We start from the raw sequence: 16,247 nt of genomic DNA, 5'->3' as shown, positions 1-16,247 counted from the left end.
GCCCGGGGCGGTTGCCTGCGATCTCGAACCCGCCCCGAGGTCACTGCCTGGCCCGATGAACCTGACCGGCCTACGGCCGCGACCTCGCCCGATGCATCCTGGACGGGCCTCGGGTCGCGGCCGGCGCCGGTGTGCCCCGACCGGATTTGCCGCCAAAGTCGAAGAAAGGGCGCTATGCCTCGTACCGTCGTCATCACCGGCACCGCCTCCGGGCCTGGACGTGCCGCCGTCGCCCTGTTCGCCGCCGAGGGGTGGAACGTCGTGGCCACCGTACGGACCCCGGAGGACCTCGACGCGCACCGAGGCTCGCCGTCCGTGCGGACCCTGCTGCTGGACCCGGAGACGCTGAACCCGTACGTGATCGACGGCGGCGGCGCGGCTGACGGAAGTGCGCGTGCGGCCGGAGGCGGGCGCGAGGGCAACGCGCAGGGGGGTCGAGGGCACGCAGGTGGACACCCGCACCCTGGCACAGGCGGAACGCGGGGCGACGGCACCGGCAGTGCTGGAGCCGGTGGCGGAGACCCCACAGGCAGAAGCGGCCCGACCGGAGACGGCACAGGTTGGGGTCGCCCGGCCGGAGACGGCGTGAACTCGGGCACTGTGCGCGCCGGCGATGCCGACGGGAGGCACGTGGGCAGCGGGCGCGGGGCCCGTCCGGGCGGTGGGACGTGCGCGGGCGGCGGTGAGTGCGCGGATGGTGAGGTACTCACAGGCAGGTGCACGAGCCGAGGCGGGCGTGAGCGGCCGGGGGCGGCGTTCGCGGAGCAGGCCCTCGCCGCGTTCGGTGCCGTGGACGTGCTCGTCAACACCGCCGGAAGCCACCCGACCGGGCCGGTGGAGACGGCGAGCACGGCCGGCGTCCAGCGGCACTTCCAGGCCGGGGTGTTCGGGCCGATGGCGCTGGCCCAGGCGTTCCTGCCGTACTTCCGGGCCCGGCGGTCCGGGGTCGTGGTCAATCTGGCCTCGGTCCGTGCGGGACAGGGGTCCGTGCACGCCGCGTCGACGGCGGCCCTCGCCGCCTTCAGCGAGGGGCTCAACGCGGAGTTGGCGCCGTACGGGGTGGTGGTCAAGGTGATTCTGCCCGGCACGCACGCCCCAGGTGTGTTCGGTACGGCGGTGCCGCTGGACGACCTGCCGGGTGTGACGGCGGCGGTCGTCCACCGGGCGGCGACCGACGGGCGGGTCGAGCCGGTCCGGTACTACACGGGTGTGGAGGCGATCCCACGGGCCGGGGCGCTCCTCGGGCCGGAGTGGTACTGGGAGGAGTGCCGCGCCGCCGCCATCGCCGCCGACAAGGCCGCGAGAACCACCGGCGCGCCGACGGGCAGGACCGAGGGCAGGACCACGGGCAGGTCCTCGGGAAACACGCCGAGCAGGACTTCGGGAGGCACCGGCCGCTCCGGCGGCTCGACCGGCGCGTCGGCAGGGAACGCCCTGGGCGGCACGGTCGGGAGTCCCGCAGGCGGTCCACCCGGCGGCGCTCCGCATGGTAGGTCCGGCGCTGCCCCCCATGGACGGCACGGCCGTTCGGCCGCCCCGCACGGGCTTCCCGGCGAGCCCGCCCACGGCCGAGCAGGCGCACCCGGCCCCCTCGCGATGGGCGGCGAGACGGTGGAGCGCGGACTGTGAAGCCAGGCCGTGGCACCTCGGGCGGTAGGGGCGCGGGCCGTGAAACGGTGGGCCGCGTGCATGCGGGTGGAGGCGAGGGCGGGCGGTGAAGACATAGGCTCGCCCTGTGCGTGATCTCGACGAAGACCCCCGCCCGGCACGCGGCGCCGTGCGGGAGGTCTACTCCGTTGACCGGGCCGCGACGCTCGCCTACTCCCCCGACCTGGACGGCCTGGCCGACCCCGGCGAGATCGTCTGGGCGTGGGTGCCGTACGAGGAGGATCCGGCGCGCGGCAAGGACCGCCCGCTGCTCGTGGTCGGCCGCAGCGGCCGCGACCTGCTGGCGCTGATGCTCTCCAGCCGGGGCGACGACGGCCCCGAGTGGCTGGAACTCGGCCCCTGGGGGCGCGACGGAAAGACCTCCCACGTACGGCTGGACCGGGTCTTCGCGCTCGCCGAGGACGGGATCCGCCGCGAGGGCGCGATCCTCGACCCGGAGCGCTTCGCCCGGGTGGCGGCCCGGCTGAGGCGCACGCACGGCTGGGCCGCCGACGGTTAGAACCGGAGCGTCAGACCTGCTGCCATTCGGCGACCGTGCCCGCCTCGTGGCAGCGGTAGTCCGGTGCGCCCTCCAGCGCCTTCTCCTCACCGCCCGGGGTGTAGGTGACGATCAGGCGCAGCGGCCGCCAGGTGCGGTTGAAGGTCGAGTGGTAGGCACCGGCCGGGATGTGGACGGTGTCCCCCTCCTTGATCTGGAACGGCTCCCCGTCGCCGACCATCTGCTCGGCCTCGCCGGAGACCACGTAGATGATCTCCTCGGCGCCGGGGTGGTTGTGCCGGGCGTGGCCCTTGCCGGGGTTGACGATCACCTCGCCGAGCGTCGAGCCCGCGCCCGGCACGAGCGTCGGGGTGACGAACCACTTGATCGACCCCCAGTCGAAGGTCATCGTGGCCACCTTGTCCGGACTCACCAGCATTCAGATCTCCAGATTCTTGAACGCGGCCACCTGCTCGGTGATCGCTCGTTCGGTGGGCAGGCGCTCGACAGAGGACGCGCCGAAGAATCCGGCGACGCCCTCGGCGCGGCGCAGCACGTAGGCCGCGTCGGCGGGTTCGGCGATGGGCCCGCCGTGGCACAGCACCAGCACGTCGGGGCGAACCGCGACGGCGGCCGCGCGCATCGCGGCGACCCGCTCGACGGCCTCGTCCAGGGTGAGGGCGGTGCCCGCGCCGATGGACCCCTTGGTGGTCAGTCCCACGTGCGGGACGAGGACGTCGGCCCCGGCCTCGGTCATGGCGCGGGCCTGGTCCTCGTCGAAGACGTAGGGCGCGGTGACCAGGTCGCGCTCGCGGGCCAGCCGGACCATCTCGACCTCCAGGTCGAAGCCCATGCCGGTCTCCTCCAGGTTCTGCCGGAACACCCCGTCGTACAGGCCGACGGTGGGGAAGTTCTGCACGCCCGCGAAGCCCATGGCCTTGAGCTGGTCCAGGAAGTACGGCATGAGGCGGAACGGGTCGGTGCCGCACACTCCGGCCAGCACCGGTGTGTCGCGCACGACGGGCAGCACCTCGGCGGCCATCTCGACGACGATCTGGTTGGCGTCGCCGTACGGCAGCAGCCCGGCCAGCGAGCCGCGCCCGGCCATGCGGTAGCGGCCGGAGTTGTAGATGATGATCAGGTCGACGCCTCCGGCCTCCGCGCACTTGGCCGACAGGCCGGTGCCCGCGCCCGCGCCGATGATCGGCCTGCCGTCGGCGACGGTACGGCGCAGCCGTTCGAGAACCGTCTGCCTGTTCATCGCTCCCCCTGGATGAGCCGGTGGAGCCGGTCGGCCATGGCGTGTCCGAACTCCGGATCGTTGATGTGCAGGTCGAGCCGTTCGGCCGGGCTGTGGGCGGCGAGGGCGGCGAAGCAGGCCGCGTCGGCCTCCGGGTCGTGGAAGGGCAGGCCCGGCGCGTCCAGCGCGGACACGCCGCGCAGTGGGACGAACAGGACGGCAGGCCCCTTGGCGGCGGCGAGTTTGGCGGCGACGCGGGCGTCGAGTTCGGCCATCTCCTCCGGTGTGGTGCGCATGAGCGTGACCGTCGGGTTGTGCACGTACAGGGTGCGGCCGGCGAACCGCTCGGGCACGTCGGGCCCGAAGTTGACCATGTCGAGGGCGCCGGGCGCGACCACCTGGGGGACGCCGTGGCGGCCTGCCGCGGTGAGCCGGTCGGGGCCCGCCGACAGGACGCCGCCGACCAGGTCGTCGGCGAGTTCGGTGGTGGTGAGGTCGAGGACGCCGGCGAGCATCCCGCTCGCGGCCAGGCCCTCAAGGGCGCGGCCGCCCGCGCCGGTGGCGTGGAAGACGAGGACCTCGTAGCCGAGTCGTTCGAGGCGTTCGCGAGCGGCATCGACGGCGGGGGTGGTGACACCGAACATGGTGGCGCCGACCAGCGGCCTCTCGCCGGGAGAGGGGTCACTCGCGGCCGCCGACACCACCGCCTCGACGTGGCCGGAGTGCATGCCCGGCTCGCCGGGGTGCCGGGCCCGGTGGGCCGCGGCCATGCCGGAGATCGCGGCGGCGGCGTTGCCGAGGATGGCGCGGGAGACGCGGTTGATCCCGGCGATGTCGACGACGCTGTACATGAGCGTGACGTCCTTCGCGCCGACGTAGGGCGAGACGTCGCCGGAGGCCATCGTGGAGACGATCAGTTTCGGCAGCCCGACCGGCAGGTCGCGGACGGCGCGGGCGGCGATCGAGGAACCGCTGCTGCCGCCGACGGCGAGGACCGCGTCCACCTGCCCGTCCTCGTGCAGACCGGCGAGGATCCGCGCGGCGCCCTCGCCCATGGCGGTGACGGCGGAGCCCCGGTCGGCGGCGGCGCGCTCGTCGGCGGCCGNNGCCCGCCGTGGCGACCTGGTCGTTGTCGAGATGCGCGAGGCCCGCCGGGGCGCCGGGATGGGGCGGGCCGACGCCCGCGTCGATGACGATCACCTCGTCGCCGAGTTCGCGCAGCCGGTCGTGCAGCCAGGCGTACTCGGCACCCTTGGTGTCCAGCGTTCCGATCAGGACTACTGCCATGGGCCGACGCTATCCGGTTCCCGATCACTTTCGCACCGGTGGCGTATGCTCGTGTCCTCCCCGTCGTGTTCCGTGCCGGGGAGGTCCGTTGCCACGTCTGCCGTTCGTCCTGCTGCTGGTCACGACCGGGTGTGCCGCCGCCGTCCCCATCCCCGCGCCGCCTGTGCCCACGTTCGCGAGCGCGCCGCCGCCGGCCGCCGCGCCCCGGGCGGGGGTCACCCGCAAGGCCGAGGTCTCGCGCAGGAACGTGCCCGTGCGGGTGCCGTGGCGGGCCTCCGGCCGGTACGCCCTGGTGGCGGGCGACGCGGCGCCGCCGCGCGGGCGGGGGCCGGTGGTCAGGTACACGGTGGAGGTGGAGCGGGGGCTGCCGTTCGAGCGGCGGGCCTTCGCCGAAGAGGTGCACAGCACTCTGAACGACCGCCGTGGCTGGGGGCGTTTCCGGCGTGTGGACGGCGGCCCGGTACGACTGAGCGTGGCGCTGTCGAGTCCCGCTCTCACCGACCGGCAGTGCCTGCCGCTGAACACCGGGGGCGACCTGTCGTGCTGGAACGGGCGGCGCTCGGTGATCAACGCGGTGCGCTGGGCGCGCGGGGTGCCGCAGTACCGGGGCCGGCTGGCGGACTACCGCGACTACGTGATCGGCCACGAGGTCGGTCACGGGCTCGGTCACGGCCATCGTTCCTGCCCCGGCCGGGACCGGCTCGCGCCGGTGATGATGCAGCAGTCGAAGTCCCTGGACGGCTGCCGCCCCAACCCGTGGCCGTACCCGGAGCGCTGACCCACCAGGAATTTCACGAAATTTCGTAACTACACGGAGTGGGTAAACCCGGTCCCGTCAGGGTCGGGCGACGCGGAGAGGCACGGATGGCCGAGACAGTGGAGACCGGCGGCGATCAGGACAGCGCGGCTCCGCGAGCGCTTCGCCATGATCATGTCGGACTCCGGCTACCCCCGCATGGCAGCCCGGGTGTTCGCCGCGGTCCTGGTCTCCGACGAGGGCAGGCGCACCGCCGCCGAACTCGCCGACGAGCTCCGGGTCGGGGCCTCGGCGATCTCCGGTGCGGTGAAGTACCTGATGAGCGTCGGGATGCTCGCCCGCGAGCGGGATCCGAACGAGCGCCGCGACCACTACCGCATCCACGAGTCGGCGTGGGACGGCGCGATGGGACCGGCCGGCGAGATCTTCCGGCGGCTGGAGGAGGGGGCCGGGGAGGGAGTGGCGGTCTTCGGCGCGGGCACTGCGGTGGGTGCACGCCTGGAGGAGATCCAGAGCTTCTTCGCCTACCTCGGCGCCGAGGTGCCGAGACTGCTGACCCGGTGGAGCGAGACCAGGGCCGCCGGGTCGCGGGAACCGGAGGCCACGGCACCCACGTGATCGTATCGCGATATATCTTCGAAAGGGATATCCGATCGAGGAGTGTGAGCATATGGCGGGATGGCGTACGGTGCGGCGGGTGGTCGCCGGCGGCGCGGCGCTTGCGGCCGCGGGATGGGTGCTGCGTGAGATACCCGCCGAACTCGGCGTGCGGCCGCTGGCGTCCGGCCCCGACCGGGCCGAGCGCATCCAGCGCTCCCCCCAGTTCAGGGACGGCTCTTTCTACAACCCGATGCCGGAGCCGACCCACGTGGGCGCGCCGGAGCCCGCCATGCTGCGCGAACTGGCCCGCGACCGGGCACAGCGCCGCCCGGCCGGGATGGTCCCCCTGATGGCCCCGCCGTCCGACCCGCCGCCGCCGGCCGGGCTGCGGGCGGTCTGGTACGGCCATGCCACCACGATGGTGGAGATCGAGGGCAGGCGGGTCATGTTCGACCCGGTGTGGAGCAACAGGGTGTCACCGTCGCGGCTGGTCGGGCCGAGGCGGCACCACCCGCTGCCCGCCGAGCTCGGCGACCTGCCCCAGCTCGACGCGATCGTGATCTCCCACGACCACTACGACCACCTGGACATGGCGACCGTCAGGTCGCTCACCCGCACCCAGCGGGCGCCGTTCCTGGTGCCGCTCGGCATCGGGGCACACCTGGAGCGGTGGGGCGTGCCGCTGTACCGGATCATCGAACTCGACTGGGACGAGGAGGCCGAGGTCGCCGGGCTGCGCTTCGTGTCGACGGCGGCCCGCCACTTCTCCGGCCGGTCGCTGCGGCGCAACGACACACTGTGGGGGTCGTGGGTGGTGGCCGGGCGGACCAAGCGCGTCTTCTACGCGGGCGACTCCGGTTACTTCGAGGGCTACAAGAGCATCGGCGCCGCCCACGGGCCGTTCGACCTCGCGCTGATGCCGATCGGCGCCTACAGCCCGGCCTGGCCCGACATCCACATGAACCCGGAGGAAGCGGTCACCGCCGCGACCGACCTGGGCGCGAGCCTGCTGCTGCCGGTCCACTGGGCGACGTTCTCGCTGGCGCTGCACCCGTGGGTGGAGCCGATCGACCGGCTGTGGCGGGAGGCGCGCGCCCGCCAGGTGCCGATCGTGGTCCCCCGTCCGGGCCAGGGCGTGGACACCGAGGCGGTGCCCGAGGTGGACACCTGGTGGGAACCGCTCGGCGCCACGGCTCCGACCTTCACGGCCGACCGGCTCTGATCGTCTCGGGCGCCCGTAGAGTGCGGGGGTGAGCAACCTTGAGCAGGTGCCGCGGGAACTCGTCTGCGGCGCCTCGGCCCCGGACGGCGGCGAACTGCTGACCGGGCGGGCGGTGCCGCTCGGCGGCCTTCACCCCGATCACCGGGGCGGAGCTCACCGTGGACGGCGTGGCGGAGCCGCCGCTCGACGCCGCCTTCGAGCACGGCCTGCTGCTCCTGGACGGCGAACTGTCCGGCCTGGCGGCGGGCGCCCTGCGCTACCTCCCGCCCGGCCGGGAGACCGTACGGCTGAGCGGCCGGGGGCGGGCCCTGCTCATCGGCGGCGAGCCGTTCGCCGAGGAGATCGTCATGTGGTGGAACTTCGTCGGCCGCGACCACGACGACATCGTCGCCTTCCGCGAGGCGTGGACGCGGGGCGAGGGTTTCGGCACCGTCACCGGCTTCGACGGCGCCGCCCTTCCCGCCCCCGACCTGCCGGGCACCCCGTTGCGCCCCCGGGGCCGCGAGCGCCAGGTCACCGGGTGAAGTGGAGTTCGACGTTGTCGGGGCCCTGCGGGATGTCCGCCAGCACGCGGACGGTGCGCCCCTTGAAGTCGAACACCTCGTAGGCGTTGCGCCGGGATCCGGTGGGACGCTGCGCCCAGCAGGCCAGGTGCTTGTCGTCGTACCAGGTCGGCGGGGCCTTACAGGGCTTCTCCACCCGATCGATCGCACCTCCCGTGAGGTTGAACACGCACTGCGTGTCCTCCGTCGGAGGCGGGCAGGTGGTGGCGAAGCGGTGGCCCGACGGGGAGTACAGGCCGGCGCCGTTGCCCTTGCCCACGTTCGGTATCTCGGTCACCTGCGTCCCAGACGGGTGGTAGACACGCAGCAGGCCCGCGTCGGGCGCCACCGCGACGACCTGCTCGCCGGTCGGGTCGAAGCCGAAGAAGACATCGCCCAGATCTTTCGTGTCCGCCTTGGCGATCGTGGCTTTCCCGACGCCGACGTCCACGACGCCGAAGCCGCGGGGCTGCCATTCGTCCTTCTTGTCGACGACCCCGACCTCCAGGAGGATCCTGCGGCTGTCGCGTGACCAGCCCACGATCTCGGCGACCTCCGGGTCCTTCACCGTCCTCACGGTGACCTGGCGTCCGGTGGCGAGGTCGGTGACGTCGACGCTGTCGTAGTCGTCGTGGGTGTAGTCCATGGAACGCCCGGCCATGTGCCTCCCGTCCGGGGAGAGCATGCTCTCGTAACGGTCGCGGTAGGTCTGGAAGGGACCGTTCAGCGCGGCGCGCGTGTAGACGACCCACTCGTCCTTCACGCTGTCCAGGACGGAGTACGCGGTGAGCCGTACCGGGTCGGAGGGATTCTCGTGGACGACGGCGCCGGGCAGATCCGTGAGCGGGACCTGCTTCTGGCCCGTGGCCGGTACCGCGCCCCCCGCCTGGGCGGACGGGGCGGTGCCCCGCCGTCCTGAGGTGTTGGCGAGCACCACGCCGACCACCGCCAGCGCGACGAGGGCCGTGAATCCGGCGGCCAGGCCCATGATCAGGCGACGCCGCCGCCCCCGGGAGCGCCCGGCCGTCATGGGCGGCGGCCCGTAGCCGGGCTGGCCGGCCCAACGGCCGTCCGGCTGGAGAACAACGGGCTGATGGACCACCGGCTGATGGGCGGTGAGCTGATGGGCGGCGGGCCGGTGGCCGGGGTCCGGCTGGTGCCAGCCGCCCTGGTGCTGGGGCGAGGCCGGGGGCCGGGCGGGTGCGGGCAGCGGCCGGTTGCCGGTGGCGACGGCCGCCGCGTGGCCGAGGTCCGGCGGACTCGACGCCGGGCGGGCCAGCAGTCCGAGGATGACCTGCTCGGCGGTGGGTCGCAGGGCGGGGTCCTTGGCCAGGCAGGCGCCGACGAGCCCGCGCAGCGGCCCGGTGAGCCGCGACAGGTCCGCTTCGGCGTACAGGACCCGGTGAATGGCCGCCGGTACGGTCTCCGCCGCGAACGGCGAGACCCCCGTGGCGGCGAAGACCATCGTGGACGCCCAGGCGAACAGGTCCGCGGCGGGCCCGGCCGGATGCCCGAGGACGATCTCGGGGGCCATGAAGGCGGGCGTGCCGACGGGCGAGGTGGTCAGCGTCGCGGTGGCGTCGAGTGCCCTGGCGATGCCGAAGTCGATGACCCGGGGCCCCTCGGCGTCGAGCAGCACGTTGCTCGGGCTGAAGTCGCGGTGCACGATGCCGGCCCGGTGGATGGCGGCCAGCGCGGTCGCGGTGCCGACGGCCAGCCGGTACAGGGCCAGGTCGCCGTGGGGTCCCTTCTCCGCGACCGACTGCCGCAGCGACGCGCCCTCGACGTACTCGCTGACGATGTAGGGCCGCCCGTCGTGAACTCCGGTGGCGAGGACGGCGGCGGTGCAGAAGGGGGCGACCCGCTGCGCGGCGGCGGCCTCCTTGGCGAAACGGTCGGCGGCGACGGGATCCCCGGCGAGCTGGGGGCGCAGCCACTTGACGGCCGCCTTGTCCCCTTCAGGCCCTTCGCCGAGGTAGACGACCCCCTGGCCGCCTTCGCCGAGCCGTCCGCGTATCTCATGGTCGCCAAGACGCGAAGGGTCTTCGGGTCTCAGCTCGTCGATCGGCGGCATGTCCGAATTATCTAAGATCATCCTTGCAGGACGGTTGCACGACCCCCGGCGCGGCGTGACAGGGCGGGCGACCGGCGTTCCGGCTAGTAGACGGAGATGTGCGGGTGGTCGTAGTGGTTGGCCGTGGTGCCGCCCCGGTCGCTCATGGTGCGCCAGGAGCCGTTCTTCACGTGCCAGATGCGCTGGCGGTAGATCACGTACATGATGCCGAGCCGCTTGCCGTTCTTGACGACCCACTCGCAGATCTCGTTGCCCCGCTGGATCTCCTGCTGTGACGGCATCGCGCCGCCCCGGCTCAGCATGAAGTCGCAGGCACGGCCGAGGGGGTGCTCGCCGCCGTCCTGGATCGAGCGGTAGCAGCCGATGCCGAACGGGACGTCGAAGCGCTCCTGGATGAGGGTCTTGACCAGGCGCATGCGCGGGGTGATGTTGTCGGAGCCGGAGGGCAGTTGCGGCACGAAGGTGCCGTCGGTCCGCGCGCCGGGCACCTCGAACAGCTTGTCGATGCGGTCGCGGATCTTCTCGATCGTCTTCTCCGCCTTGGACTTGCGGTCCTCCAGGTCCTCGACCTTGTCGCGCAGTTCGTCCTCGCGGCCCGCGGCCTCCTTCTGCGCCCGGGAGAAGTCATCGCGCACCTGGGCGTAGCCCTTCAGGCTGGCGTACTGCTGGTCGACCAGGTGCTGGGTGAGCGCGAGGCGCGGCAGCATCCCCTCCAAGCCGTCGGCGGTGCCGCCGCCGAACACGTTGGCGATGTTCGGCCCGCCGTTCATGTACTGCTGGACGGCGATCGAGCGCAGGCGCGTGGACTCGCGGGTGAGGACCTCCTGCGCGCCGTCGAGGCGCTTGCGCGCCTCCTTCTCGCGCTTGTCGGCCTTCTGCAGGGCGATGCGGCTGTTGTAGTAGTCCTCGATGAGCTTGTCGGACTCCTTGGACAGCGACGAGATCTCCTTCTTCAGCTGCTTGACGGACGGCTTGGGGGCGGCCGCCGCCGGGAGCCCGGACGAGAGCGCCAGGCCCAGACCGGCGACGGCGGCCAGCGCCAGTTTCCGTCGCGGCCCACGCCGCATGCCTGCGGGGGACGCAACCGCCACGCTTCTCCTTCGCCCGAGCCGAAGGGCGGTGGCCGCCGATATGCGCAGGCCGGGGGGCGCCCTCTGTCCGATCGACGATAGTAGGGGATCAGCGAGGAAGGAGTGCAATCAGGTCGTTTCGGTCTCTCCGGACCAGGTGTCCTGCGGCGTCCGGCGCCGGCCGCCTCCGGAAGGGCGGTCGCGAAGCCCCGCCCGCCTGCTCGCGCGGCCCGTCCCGCCGACCAGGAGCCGGAGCGCGAGCGCGCATGCGCCGCCCAGCGCGGCCAGGGCCCACCACGCGGCGCCCGACTGCAGGGCGGCGCCGATCGCCGCGTTCCCGATCGCGATCGCGAGCCCGGCCACGGTGCTGTAGAGGCCGTAGTACGTGCCCACGCGGTCGGCGCCGTACGCGGCGACCGCCGCCATCTCGAACGGGTAGACGATCATGGTGCCGAGGGTGAGCAGCCCCGCCGCCACGAGTACGGTCACCGGCCCGGCCGCCACCGCCGGGGGCACGAACGCCAGCCCCATGACGGCCAGCCCGGTGGCCATGGCCCGCTCCGGACTCCAGTGGGCGCTCACCCACGAGGTCACCCGCACCTGCCCGAGCACCGCCATGGCGCCGGACAGCACGAAGATCCACGTCGCCTGCTCCGGCGCGGCCAGCGGCAGGCTCAGGTAGACCTGGAAGCCCAGCGTGTACGAGCCCGCCATGACCAGCGTGAACAGGACGAACCTGCGATCGGCCAGCGCCGCCCGCCAGTCGGTGAGCACGCCGCCCTCGGCTCCGGCCCTGCTCCCCCTGCGCGAGGGCAGCGCCCTGGCCTGGGCGACGGCCAGCACGGCGAACAGCGCCGCTGCCGTCAGACAGGTCACCCGGAAGGCGAGGCCGTTCAGCAGCAGCCCGACGAGCGGGCCCACCAGGATGCCCGTCTGGTAGAAGACGTTGAACAGGGCGAACGCCTCGACCCTGCGCTCGCCCGCCTCCTGGGCGAGGTAGGCGCGGGCGGCCGGGTTGAACAGCGCGCCCGCGAGGCCGGTCAGGGCCGAGGCGGCGAGAAGGACGGGCACCTGCTCGGCGACGCCGAGCAGGGCGAAACCGACGGTCCGCAGGAGCAGTCCGGCGAGGATCATCGGCTTGTAGCCGACCCGGTCGGCCAGCGTGCCGCCGACCAGGAACAGGCCCTGCTGGCACAGGTTGCGCACGCCGAGGACCAGCCCGGCCAGCCACACCGCCAGGCCGAGCCCTCCGGTGAGATGGGCGGCGAGGTACGGCATCAGCATGTAGAAGCCGATGTTGATCGTCAGCTGGTTGACCATCAGCAGCCGGATGGCCCGGTTGTCGCGCAGCTCTCCGGTCATCGCCCCGCCTCCGCCGCCTCGATCGCGCCCCCGCACGCGGCCGGCTCCGGGCGGGTCACGCGGGTGCAGCGGGTCCAGCGGACGGCTTCCGCCGCGCCCGGGTACGGGAGCTCGTCCGGGTCCGGTTCGGGTTTGCCGTCGAGGAGGCCGTGCTCGGCGCAGTAGGCGTCGCCGTACACGGTGTCGAAGTAGCGCTCGGGTCCGTCGGGGAAGACGGCGGCGATCCGGGTGCCCGCCGGTTCGCGGCGGGCCAGCCAGGACGCCACGAGGGCGACCGCGCCGACGCTCCAGCCGCCGCTGGCGTAGCGGGCGGAGGCGAGGCGGCGGCAGGCCCACACGGCCTCGGCGGGCGCGACCCAGTGGACCTCGCTGAACGCCTCGTAGGCGACGTTCGCGGGGTGGATGCTGCTGCCGAGGCCGCGCATGAGGCGGGTGCGGGCGGGCTGGCCGAAGATGGTGGAGCCGACGGTATCCACGCCGACCAGGCGGACACCGGGCGACAGTTCGCGCAGCACGCGGTGGATGCCGGCGCTGTGGCCGCCGGTGCCGACGCTGCAGACGAGCACGTCCACGCGGCCGAGGCGGGCGGCCAGTTCGCGGGCGAGCCCGGCGTAGGCGCCGACGTTGTCCGGGTTGGTGTACTGGTCGGGGCAGTAGGCGCCGGGCAGGCGCGCAAGCAGGTCGCGGACGCGGGCGCGGCGGGCGGCCTGCCATCCGCCTTCGGCGTACGGCTCGGCGACGATCTCCAGGCGGGCTCCGTAGGCGAGCAGGAGCCTGCGCATGAGCGGCTCCATGCCGGGGTCGGCGACGAGGGTGACGGGGTGGCCGTGCACGACTCCGGCCAGCGCGAGGCCGAGCCCGAGGGTGCCGCTGGTGGATTCGACGATGGGGGCGCCGGGGCGCAGGTCACCGCGCTTCCTGGCTTCGCCGACCATGTGGAGGGCGGGGCGGTCCTTGATGCCTCCGGGGTTGCGGCCTTCGAGTTTGGCCCAGAAGCCGCGCTCGCCTCCGGTCCAGAGTTCGGGCACCCAAAGAACGGGCGTGTCGCCCACGAGTCCTGAAATATCCATTTTTGATGTGCTCTCTCGGCTTATGTAGGTGCAGAAGCGCGTGGGGGGACGCGGCCTTCTACACCCGTGCGAGACAGAGGAGAGCGAGCAGGTCCGGCCCTGCGGGTGACACCGGGGCGGGCGCGAGGCCGGCCGGGGACGCGGAGGCGGGGCCGCAGCGGCCCTGGTCGCCGAGCGGCGGCAGGTCGGCCGCCTGCGGCTGGGCGGCGGGCGCGTCACAGGAGGCCGCATGCCGATGGGGGTGCGCGCCGCCGTCGCAGCTCGACACGCCCTCGGGTCGCGGGGTGTCCGCGTGGGCGTGCGGCCCGGCCACGCAGAACAGCGTGAGCAGGACCATGAGCGCCACGAGCGGCCTCCAGGTCATAGCGTGAACGCTACATCACGCAGGGTGACGCCACCTCGAATGCCGGGACAATCTTTACTACTTCCCATAGTAGCTGGGGTGACTCTCACGCGACATCTGCGCCAGTGGCTCGGCGCCTGGCCGCCCACCGGCCCCCTCGACGGGGCGGCACCCCGGCCACCGCACGCCGCACCCGACGCGGACTCGCCCCTCGAACACGCACCCACAGGGGCCGACCCGGTCTTCGCGCGTGTGCCCGCGTTGGTCGGGCACGGCGAGCGGGGGTGGTTCGAGGCCGTCTACCGGTGGTGCGACCGTCCGGCCGAACTGCCGGACGCGGGCGAATGGGTCCCCGCCGCCGACGCGCCCGCATGGCTGCGCCCGTTCGGCGGCGAGGCACTCGTGGCCACGGATCCAGAGACGGGCGCGCACCTGGCGGGCGTCGGCGTGAAGCGGCACGACGTCCACGGCATGGAGTTGTCGGTCGTGACCGCCCCGGAGGCACGCGGACGCGGGCTCGCGCGGCGACTGGTGGCGCAGGCGGCGCGACGGGTGCTGGACGAGGGCGCGGTGCCCACGTACATGCACGACCCCGGCAACCTCCCCTCCGCCGCGGTCGCCGAGGCCGCGGGATTCCCCGACGTCGGATGGCGGGCGTTCGGCGTCACGGAGGGTTTGCGTTAATACCCCTAAGGGGTATAATTACGATTCATGTCTAGGCACCACTCGCACGAACCCCACGACGGACACGCCGCCCACGACCCGCACACGGGTCACGGCGACCACGCGGGACACACCGGTCACGGCGAGCCCGCGACGCACGCGGGCCACACCGGCCACACCGGATCCGGGGCAACCGCCGCCCACGGGGAACACGGCGGCCACGCAGGCCATGGTGCCCACGACGGCCAGCACATCGGACATGACGGCGACGCCGGGCACGGCGCTCACGGGGGACATGGGGCCCACGGCGGGACCTCGTGGGGCATGGCGGCCAAGGCCACCCTGCACTGCCTGACCGGCTGTGCGATCGGCGAGGTGCTCGGCATGGTCATCGGCACCTCGCTCGGCTGGAACAACATCCAGACGATCGCCCTCGCGGTCGGCCTGGCGTTCGTCTTCGGCTACGCGCTCACCATGGTCGGCGTCCTCAAGGCCGGGCTGACCTTCAAGCAGGCGCTGCGCGTCGCGCTCGCCGCCGACACCATCTCGATCCTCGTCATGGAGATCGTCGACAACGGCATCATGGTCATCGTCCCCGGCGCCATGGACGCGGGCGTCGCCTCCTGGCTGTTCTGGGGTGCGCTCGCCTTCGCCTTCCTCATCGCCTTCCTCGTGACGACCCCCGTCAACAAGTGGCTGATCGGCAAGGGCAAGGGCCACGCGGTGGTGCACGCCTACCACTGACCCCCGCCCCTGCGGACCGTGCCGCCGCCTCAGGCGGGGTTCTCGGCGTGGGTGAGGGTCTCCCAGCCGAAGAAGTGGCTCACGCCCGCCGGGCGCCCCTGCTCGACCAGTCGCTGGGTGCGCGGCATGCCGACGCCCAGCCGTCCGGCCAGGGCGTTGAGGCCGACCTCGAACGTCGGCCCGAGCCCCGGCTTGACCGATCCGCCGCACAGCCACGACGGCACCGGCTCGCCGAGCTGGAGCCCCGAGTGGAAGCCCATGGCGTGACGCAACCGGTCCTTGCCCTCGGCGTACAGGTCGAGGCCCTGGTGACGGGCGGTCTCCGCGACGTGGACGGCGGCCGCGATGCCCCAGCCGGTGTGCCCGAAGTCGCGGCACGTCTCCTGGGCCAGGCCGTTGACGAAGGTGGTCTGGCCGTACCAGTAGCCGATCAGCTCGTCACGGGTGTCGTACCTGCTGCCGGGCGCCTGCTTGGGCAGCGCGCCGTCGGCGGTCAGGTACACGTAGGCGGGCAGACGCCCGCGCCAGGTGCGTACGGCCCGGTCGAAGGAGGCGCGGTCGTCGAGGTGCACGGCGATGCCGATCGCCGCGTCGGTCATGATGAGTTCCCAGTTGCCGTTGGTGTTGGGACTGCCCGCGATGACCACCGGCAGGTAGACGGTGCGCAGTTTGTCGGCCATGCGCCCGGCCGAGGCCCAGCCGGGGTAGGTGTGCTTCATGAGCTCGGCGGCGCGGGAGAACGAGGCGCCCGCCCAGCCGGTCTGGAGGCGCGCGTTGTGCCCGGTGTGGGTGGTGATCACGGCCGACCAGGCGTCCATGATCTGGACGGCCTTGCGGGCGTGGCGCTCGTCGCCGGTGAGGTACCACTGCAGGGCGTGGGTGTAGGCGGCCATCGCGTCCTTGCGCTCGTCCGAGCACCCGAGGTCGGGGTTGGACGAGGGCCCGCACTCGACGGTGGCGCGCGGTGCGGCCGTGTACGACAGGGACGCGAAGGCGTGGGCCCGTAAGGCGCTCCAGGCGCTCTTCCACGGCTCGTTGGCGAGGTTGGCCTTGACGTGGTCGAGTTGCGCCCGGCTGACGAGACTCCGGGATGGTTGAAGGCGGCGGCACGGGCGGCCACCGGGGGC

16 protein-coding genes and 1 pseudogene are annotated in these 16,247 nt (G+C 73.1%); 8 read left to right on the top strand and 9 right to left on the bottom strand.

Annotated elements, in window-relative coordinates; all coding sequences use genetic code 11:
- The first annotated feature begins 174 nt into the window (after positions 1–174).
- Positions 175–1,629, top strand: coding sequence for an SDR family NAD(P)-dependent oxidoreductase (locus tag ABD120_RS35690; protein WP_343954772.1), 1,455 nt, complete (start codon positions 175–177; stop codon positions 1,627–1,629).
- Between the two features lie 106 nt (positions 1,630–1,735).
- A complete protein-coding gene (locus tag ABD120_RS35685) occupies positions 1,736–2,167 on the top strand; it encodes a type II toxin-antitoxin system PemK/MazF family toxin (protein ID WP_343954771.1) in 432 nt (143 codons plus the stop codon).
- Between the two features lie 10 nt (positions 2,168–2,177).
- On the opposite strand, the gene ABD120_RS35680 is transcribed toward ABD120_RS35685, so the two are convergent.
- From ABD120_RS35680 to ABD120_RS35670, 3 genes and pseudogenes are all read right to left on the bottom strand, one after another.
- Positions 2,178–2,585: a cupin domain-containing protein gene (locus tag ABD120_RS35680; protein WP_343954769.1), complete on the bottom strand. Its 408-nt coding sequence runs from the start codon at positions 2,583–2,585 to the stop codon at positions 2,178–2,180.
- Positions 2,586–3,407, bottom strand: a complete 822-nt coding sequence (locus ABD120_RS35675; protein ID WP_343954767.1) for a phosphoenolpyruvate hydrolase family protein — start codon at positions 3,405–3,407, stop codon at positions 2,586–2,588.
- Positions 3,404–4,673: pseudogene (locus ABD120_RS35670) on the bottom strand (Tm-1-like ATP-binding domain-containing protein). Before ABD120_RS35670 ends, ABD120_RS35675 begins: the two are co-directional and overlap by 4 nt.
- Positions 4,674–4,761: 88 nt before the next feature.
- Between ABD120_RS35670 and ABD120_RS35665 the strand changes: the two are divergent.
- From ABD120_RS35665 to ABD120_RS35650, 4 genes are all read left to right on the top strand, one after another.
- On the top strand, positions 4,762–5,451 hold the full coding sequence (locus ABD120_RS35665) for a DUF3152 domain-containing protein (protein WP_343954765.1): 690 nt from the start codon (positions 4,762–4,764) through the stop codon (positions 5,449–5,451).
- A gap of 147 nt (positions 5,452–5,598) precedes the next feature.
- Positions 5,599–6,048, top strand: coding sequence for a GbsR/MarR family transcriptional regulator (locus ABD120_RS35660; protein WP_343954763.1), 450 nt, complete (start codon positions 5,599–5,601; stop codon positions 6,046–6,048).
- A gap of 52 nt (positions 6,049–6,100) precedes the next feature.
- Positions 6,101–7,252, top strand: coding sequence for an MBL fold metallo-hydrolase (locus ABD120_RS35655; RefSeq protein ID WP_343954761.1), 1,152 nt, complete (start codon positions 6,101–6,103; stop codon positions 7,250–7,252).
- Positions 7,253–7,410: 158 nt separating this feature from the next.
- Positions 7,411–7,776 carry a pirin-like C-terminal cupin domain-containing protein gene (locus ABD120_RS35650; RefSeq protein WP_343954760.1) on the top strand — a complete coding sequence of 122 codons (366 nt, stop codon included), beginning with the start codon at positions 7,411–7,413 and terminating at the stop codon, positions 7,774–7,776.
- Here the strand turns inward: ABD120_RS35650 and ABD120_RS35645 are convergent.
- The 5 genes from ABD120_RS35645 to ABD120_RS35625 all read right to left on the bottom strand — a co-directional run bounded on the left by ABD120_RS35645 (position 7,766) and on the right by ABD120_RS35625 (position 13,734).
- Positions 7,766–9,868: a serine/threonine protein kinase gene (locus ABD120_RS35645; protein ID WP_343954759.1), complete on the bottom strand. Its 2,103-nt coding sequence runs from the start codon at positions 9,866–9,868 to the stop codon at positions 7,766–7,768. The genes ABD120_RS35650 and ABD120_RS35645 overlap by 11 nt on opposite strands.
- 83 nt (positions 9,869–9,951) lie before the next feature.
- Complete coding sequence (locus tag ABD120_RS35640; protein WP_343954758.1) at positions 9,952–10,959, bottom strand: coiled-coil domain-containing protein; 1,008 nt, start codon at positions 10,957–10,959, stop codon at positions 9,952–9,954.
- A gap of 108 nt (positions 10,960–11,067) precedes the next feature.
- Positions 11,068–12,300: an MFS transporter gene (locus tag ABD120_RS35635; RefSeq protein WP_343954757.1), complete on the bottom strand. Its 1,233-nt coding sequence runs from the start codon at positions 12,298–12,300 to the stop codon at positions 11,068–11,070.
- Positions 12,297–13,370: a PLP-dependent cysteine synthase family protein gene (locus ABD120_RS35630; RefSeq protein WP_343954756.1), complete on the bottom strand. Its 1,074-nt coding sequence runs from the start codon at positions 13,368–13,370 to the stop codon at positions 12,297–12,299. The genes ABD120_RS35635 and ABD120_RS35630 overlap by 4 nt, the downstream gene beginning before the upstream one ends.
- A gap of 58 nt (positions 13,371–13,428) precedes the next feature.
- Positions 13,429–13,734: a hypothetical protein gene (locus ABD120_RS35625; RefSeq protein ID WP_343954755.1), complete on the bottom strand. Its 306-nt coding sequence runs from the start codon at positions 13,732–13,734 to the stop codon at positions 13,429–13,431.
- Positions 13,735–13,812: 78 nt separating this feature from the next.
- Between ABD120_RS35625 and ABD120_RS35620 the strand changes: the two genes are divergently transcribed.
- Both ABD120_RS35620 and ABD120_RS35615 read left to right on the top strand, forming a co-directional pair.
- Positions 13,813–14,397: a GNAT family N-acetyltransferase gene (locus ABD120_RS35620; protein ID WP_343954754.1), complete on the top strand. Its 585-nt coding sequence runs from the start codon at positions 13,813–13,815 to the stop codon at positions 14,395–14,397.
- Positions 14,398–14,424: 27 nt separating this feature from the next.
- Positions 14,425–15,120 carry a DUF4396 domain-containing protein gene (locus ABD120_RS35615; RefSeq protein ID WP_343954753.1) on the top strand — a complete coding sequence of 232 codons (696 nt, stop codon included), beginning with the start codon at positions 14,425–14,427 and terminating at the stop codon, positions 15,118–15,120.
- Between the two features lie 29 nt (positions 15,121–15,149).
- Here the strand turns inward: ABD120_RS35615 and ABD120_RS35610 are convergent, their stop codons facing one another.
- Entirely contained in the window at positions 15,150–16,013 is an 864-nt protein-coding gene (locus ABD120_RS35610; protein ID WP_343954752.1) for an alginate lyase family protein, read from the bottom strand.
- Positions 16,014–16,247: the final 234 nt, after the last annotated feature.

The organism is Nonomuraea longicatena (assembly GCF_039525605.1).
Classification (GTDB): domain Bacteria; phylum Actinomycetota; class Actinomycetes; order Streptosporangiales; family Streptosporangiaceae; genus Nonomuraea; species Nonomuraea longicatena.
This window is presented reverse-complemented; position numbering and strand designations above follow the sequence as displayed.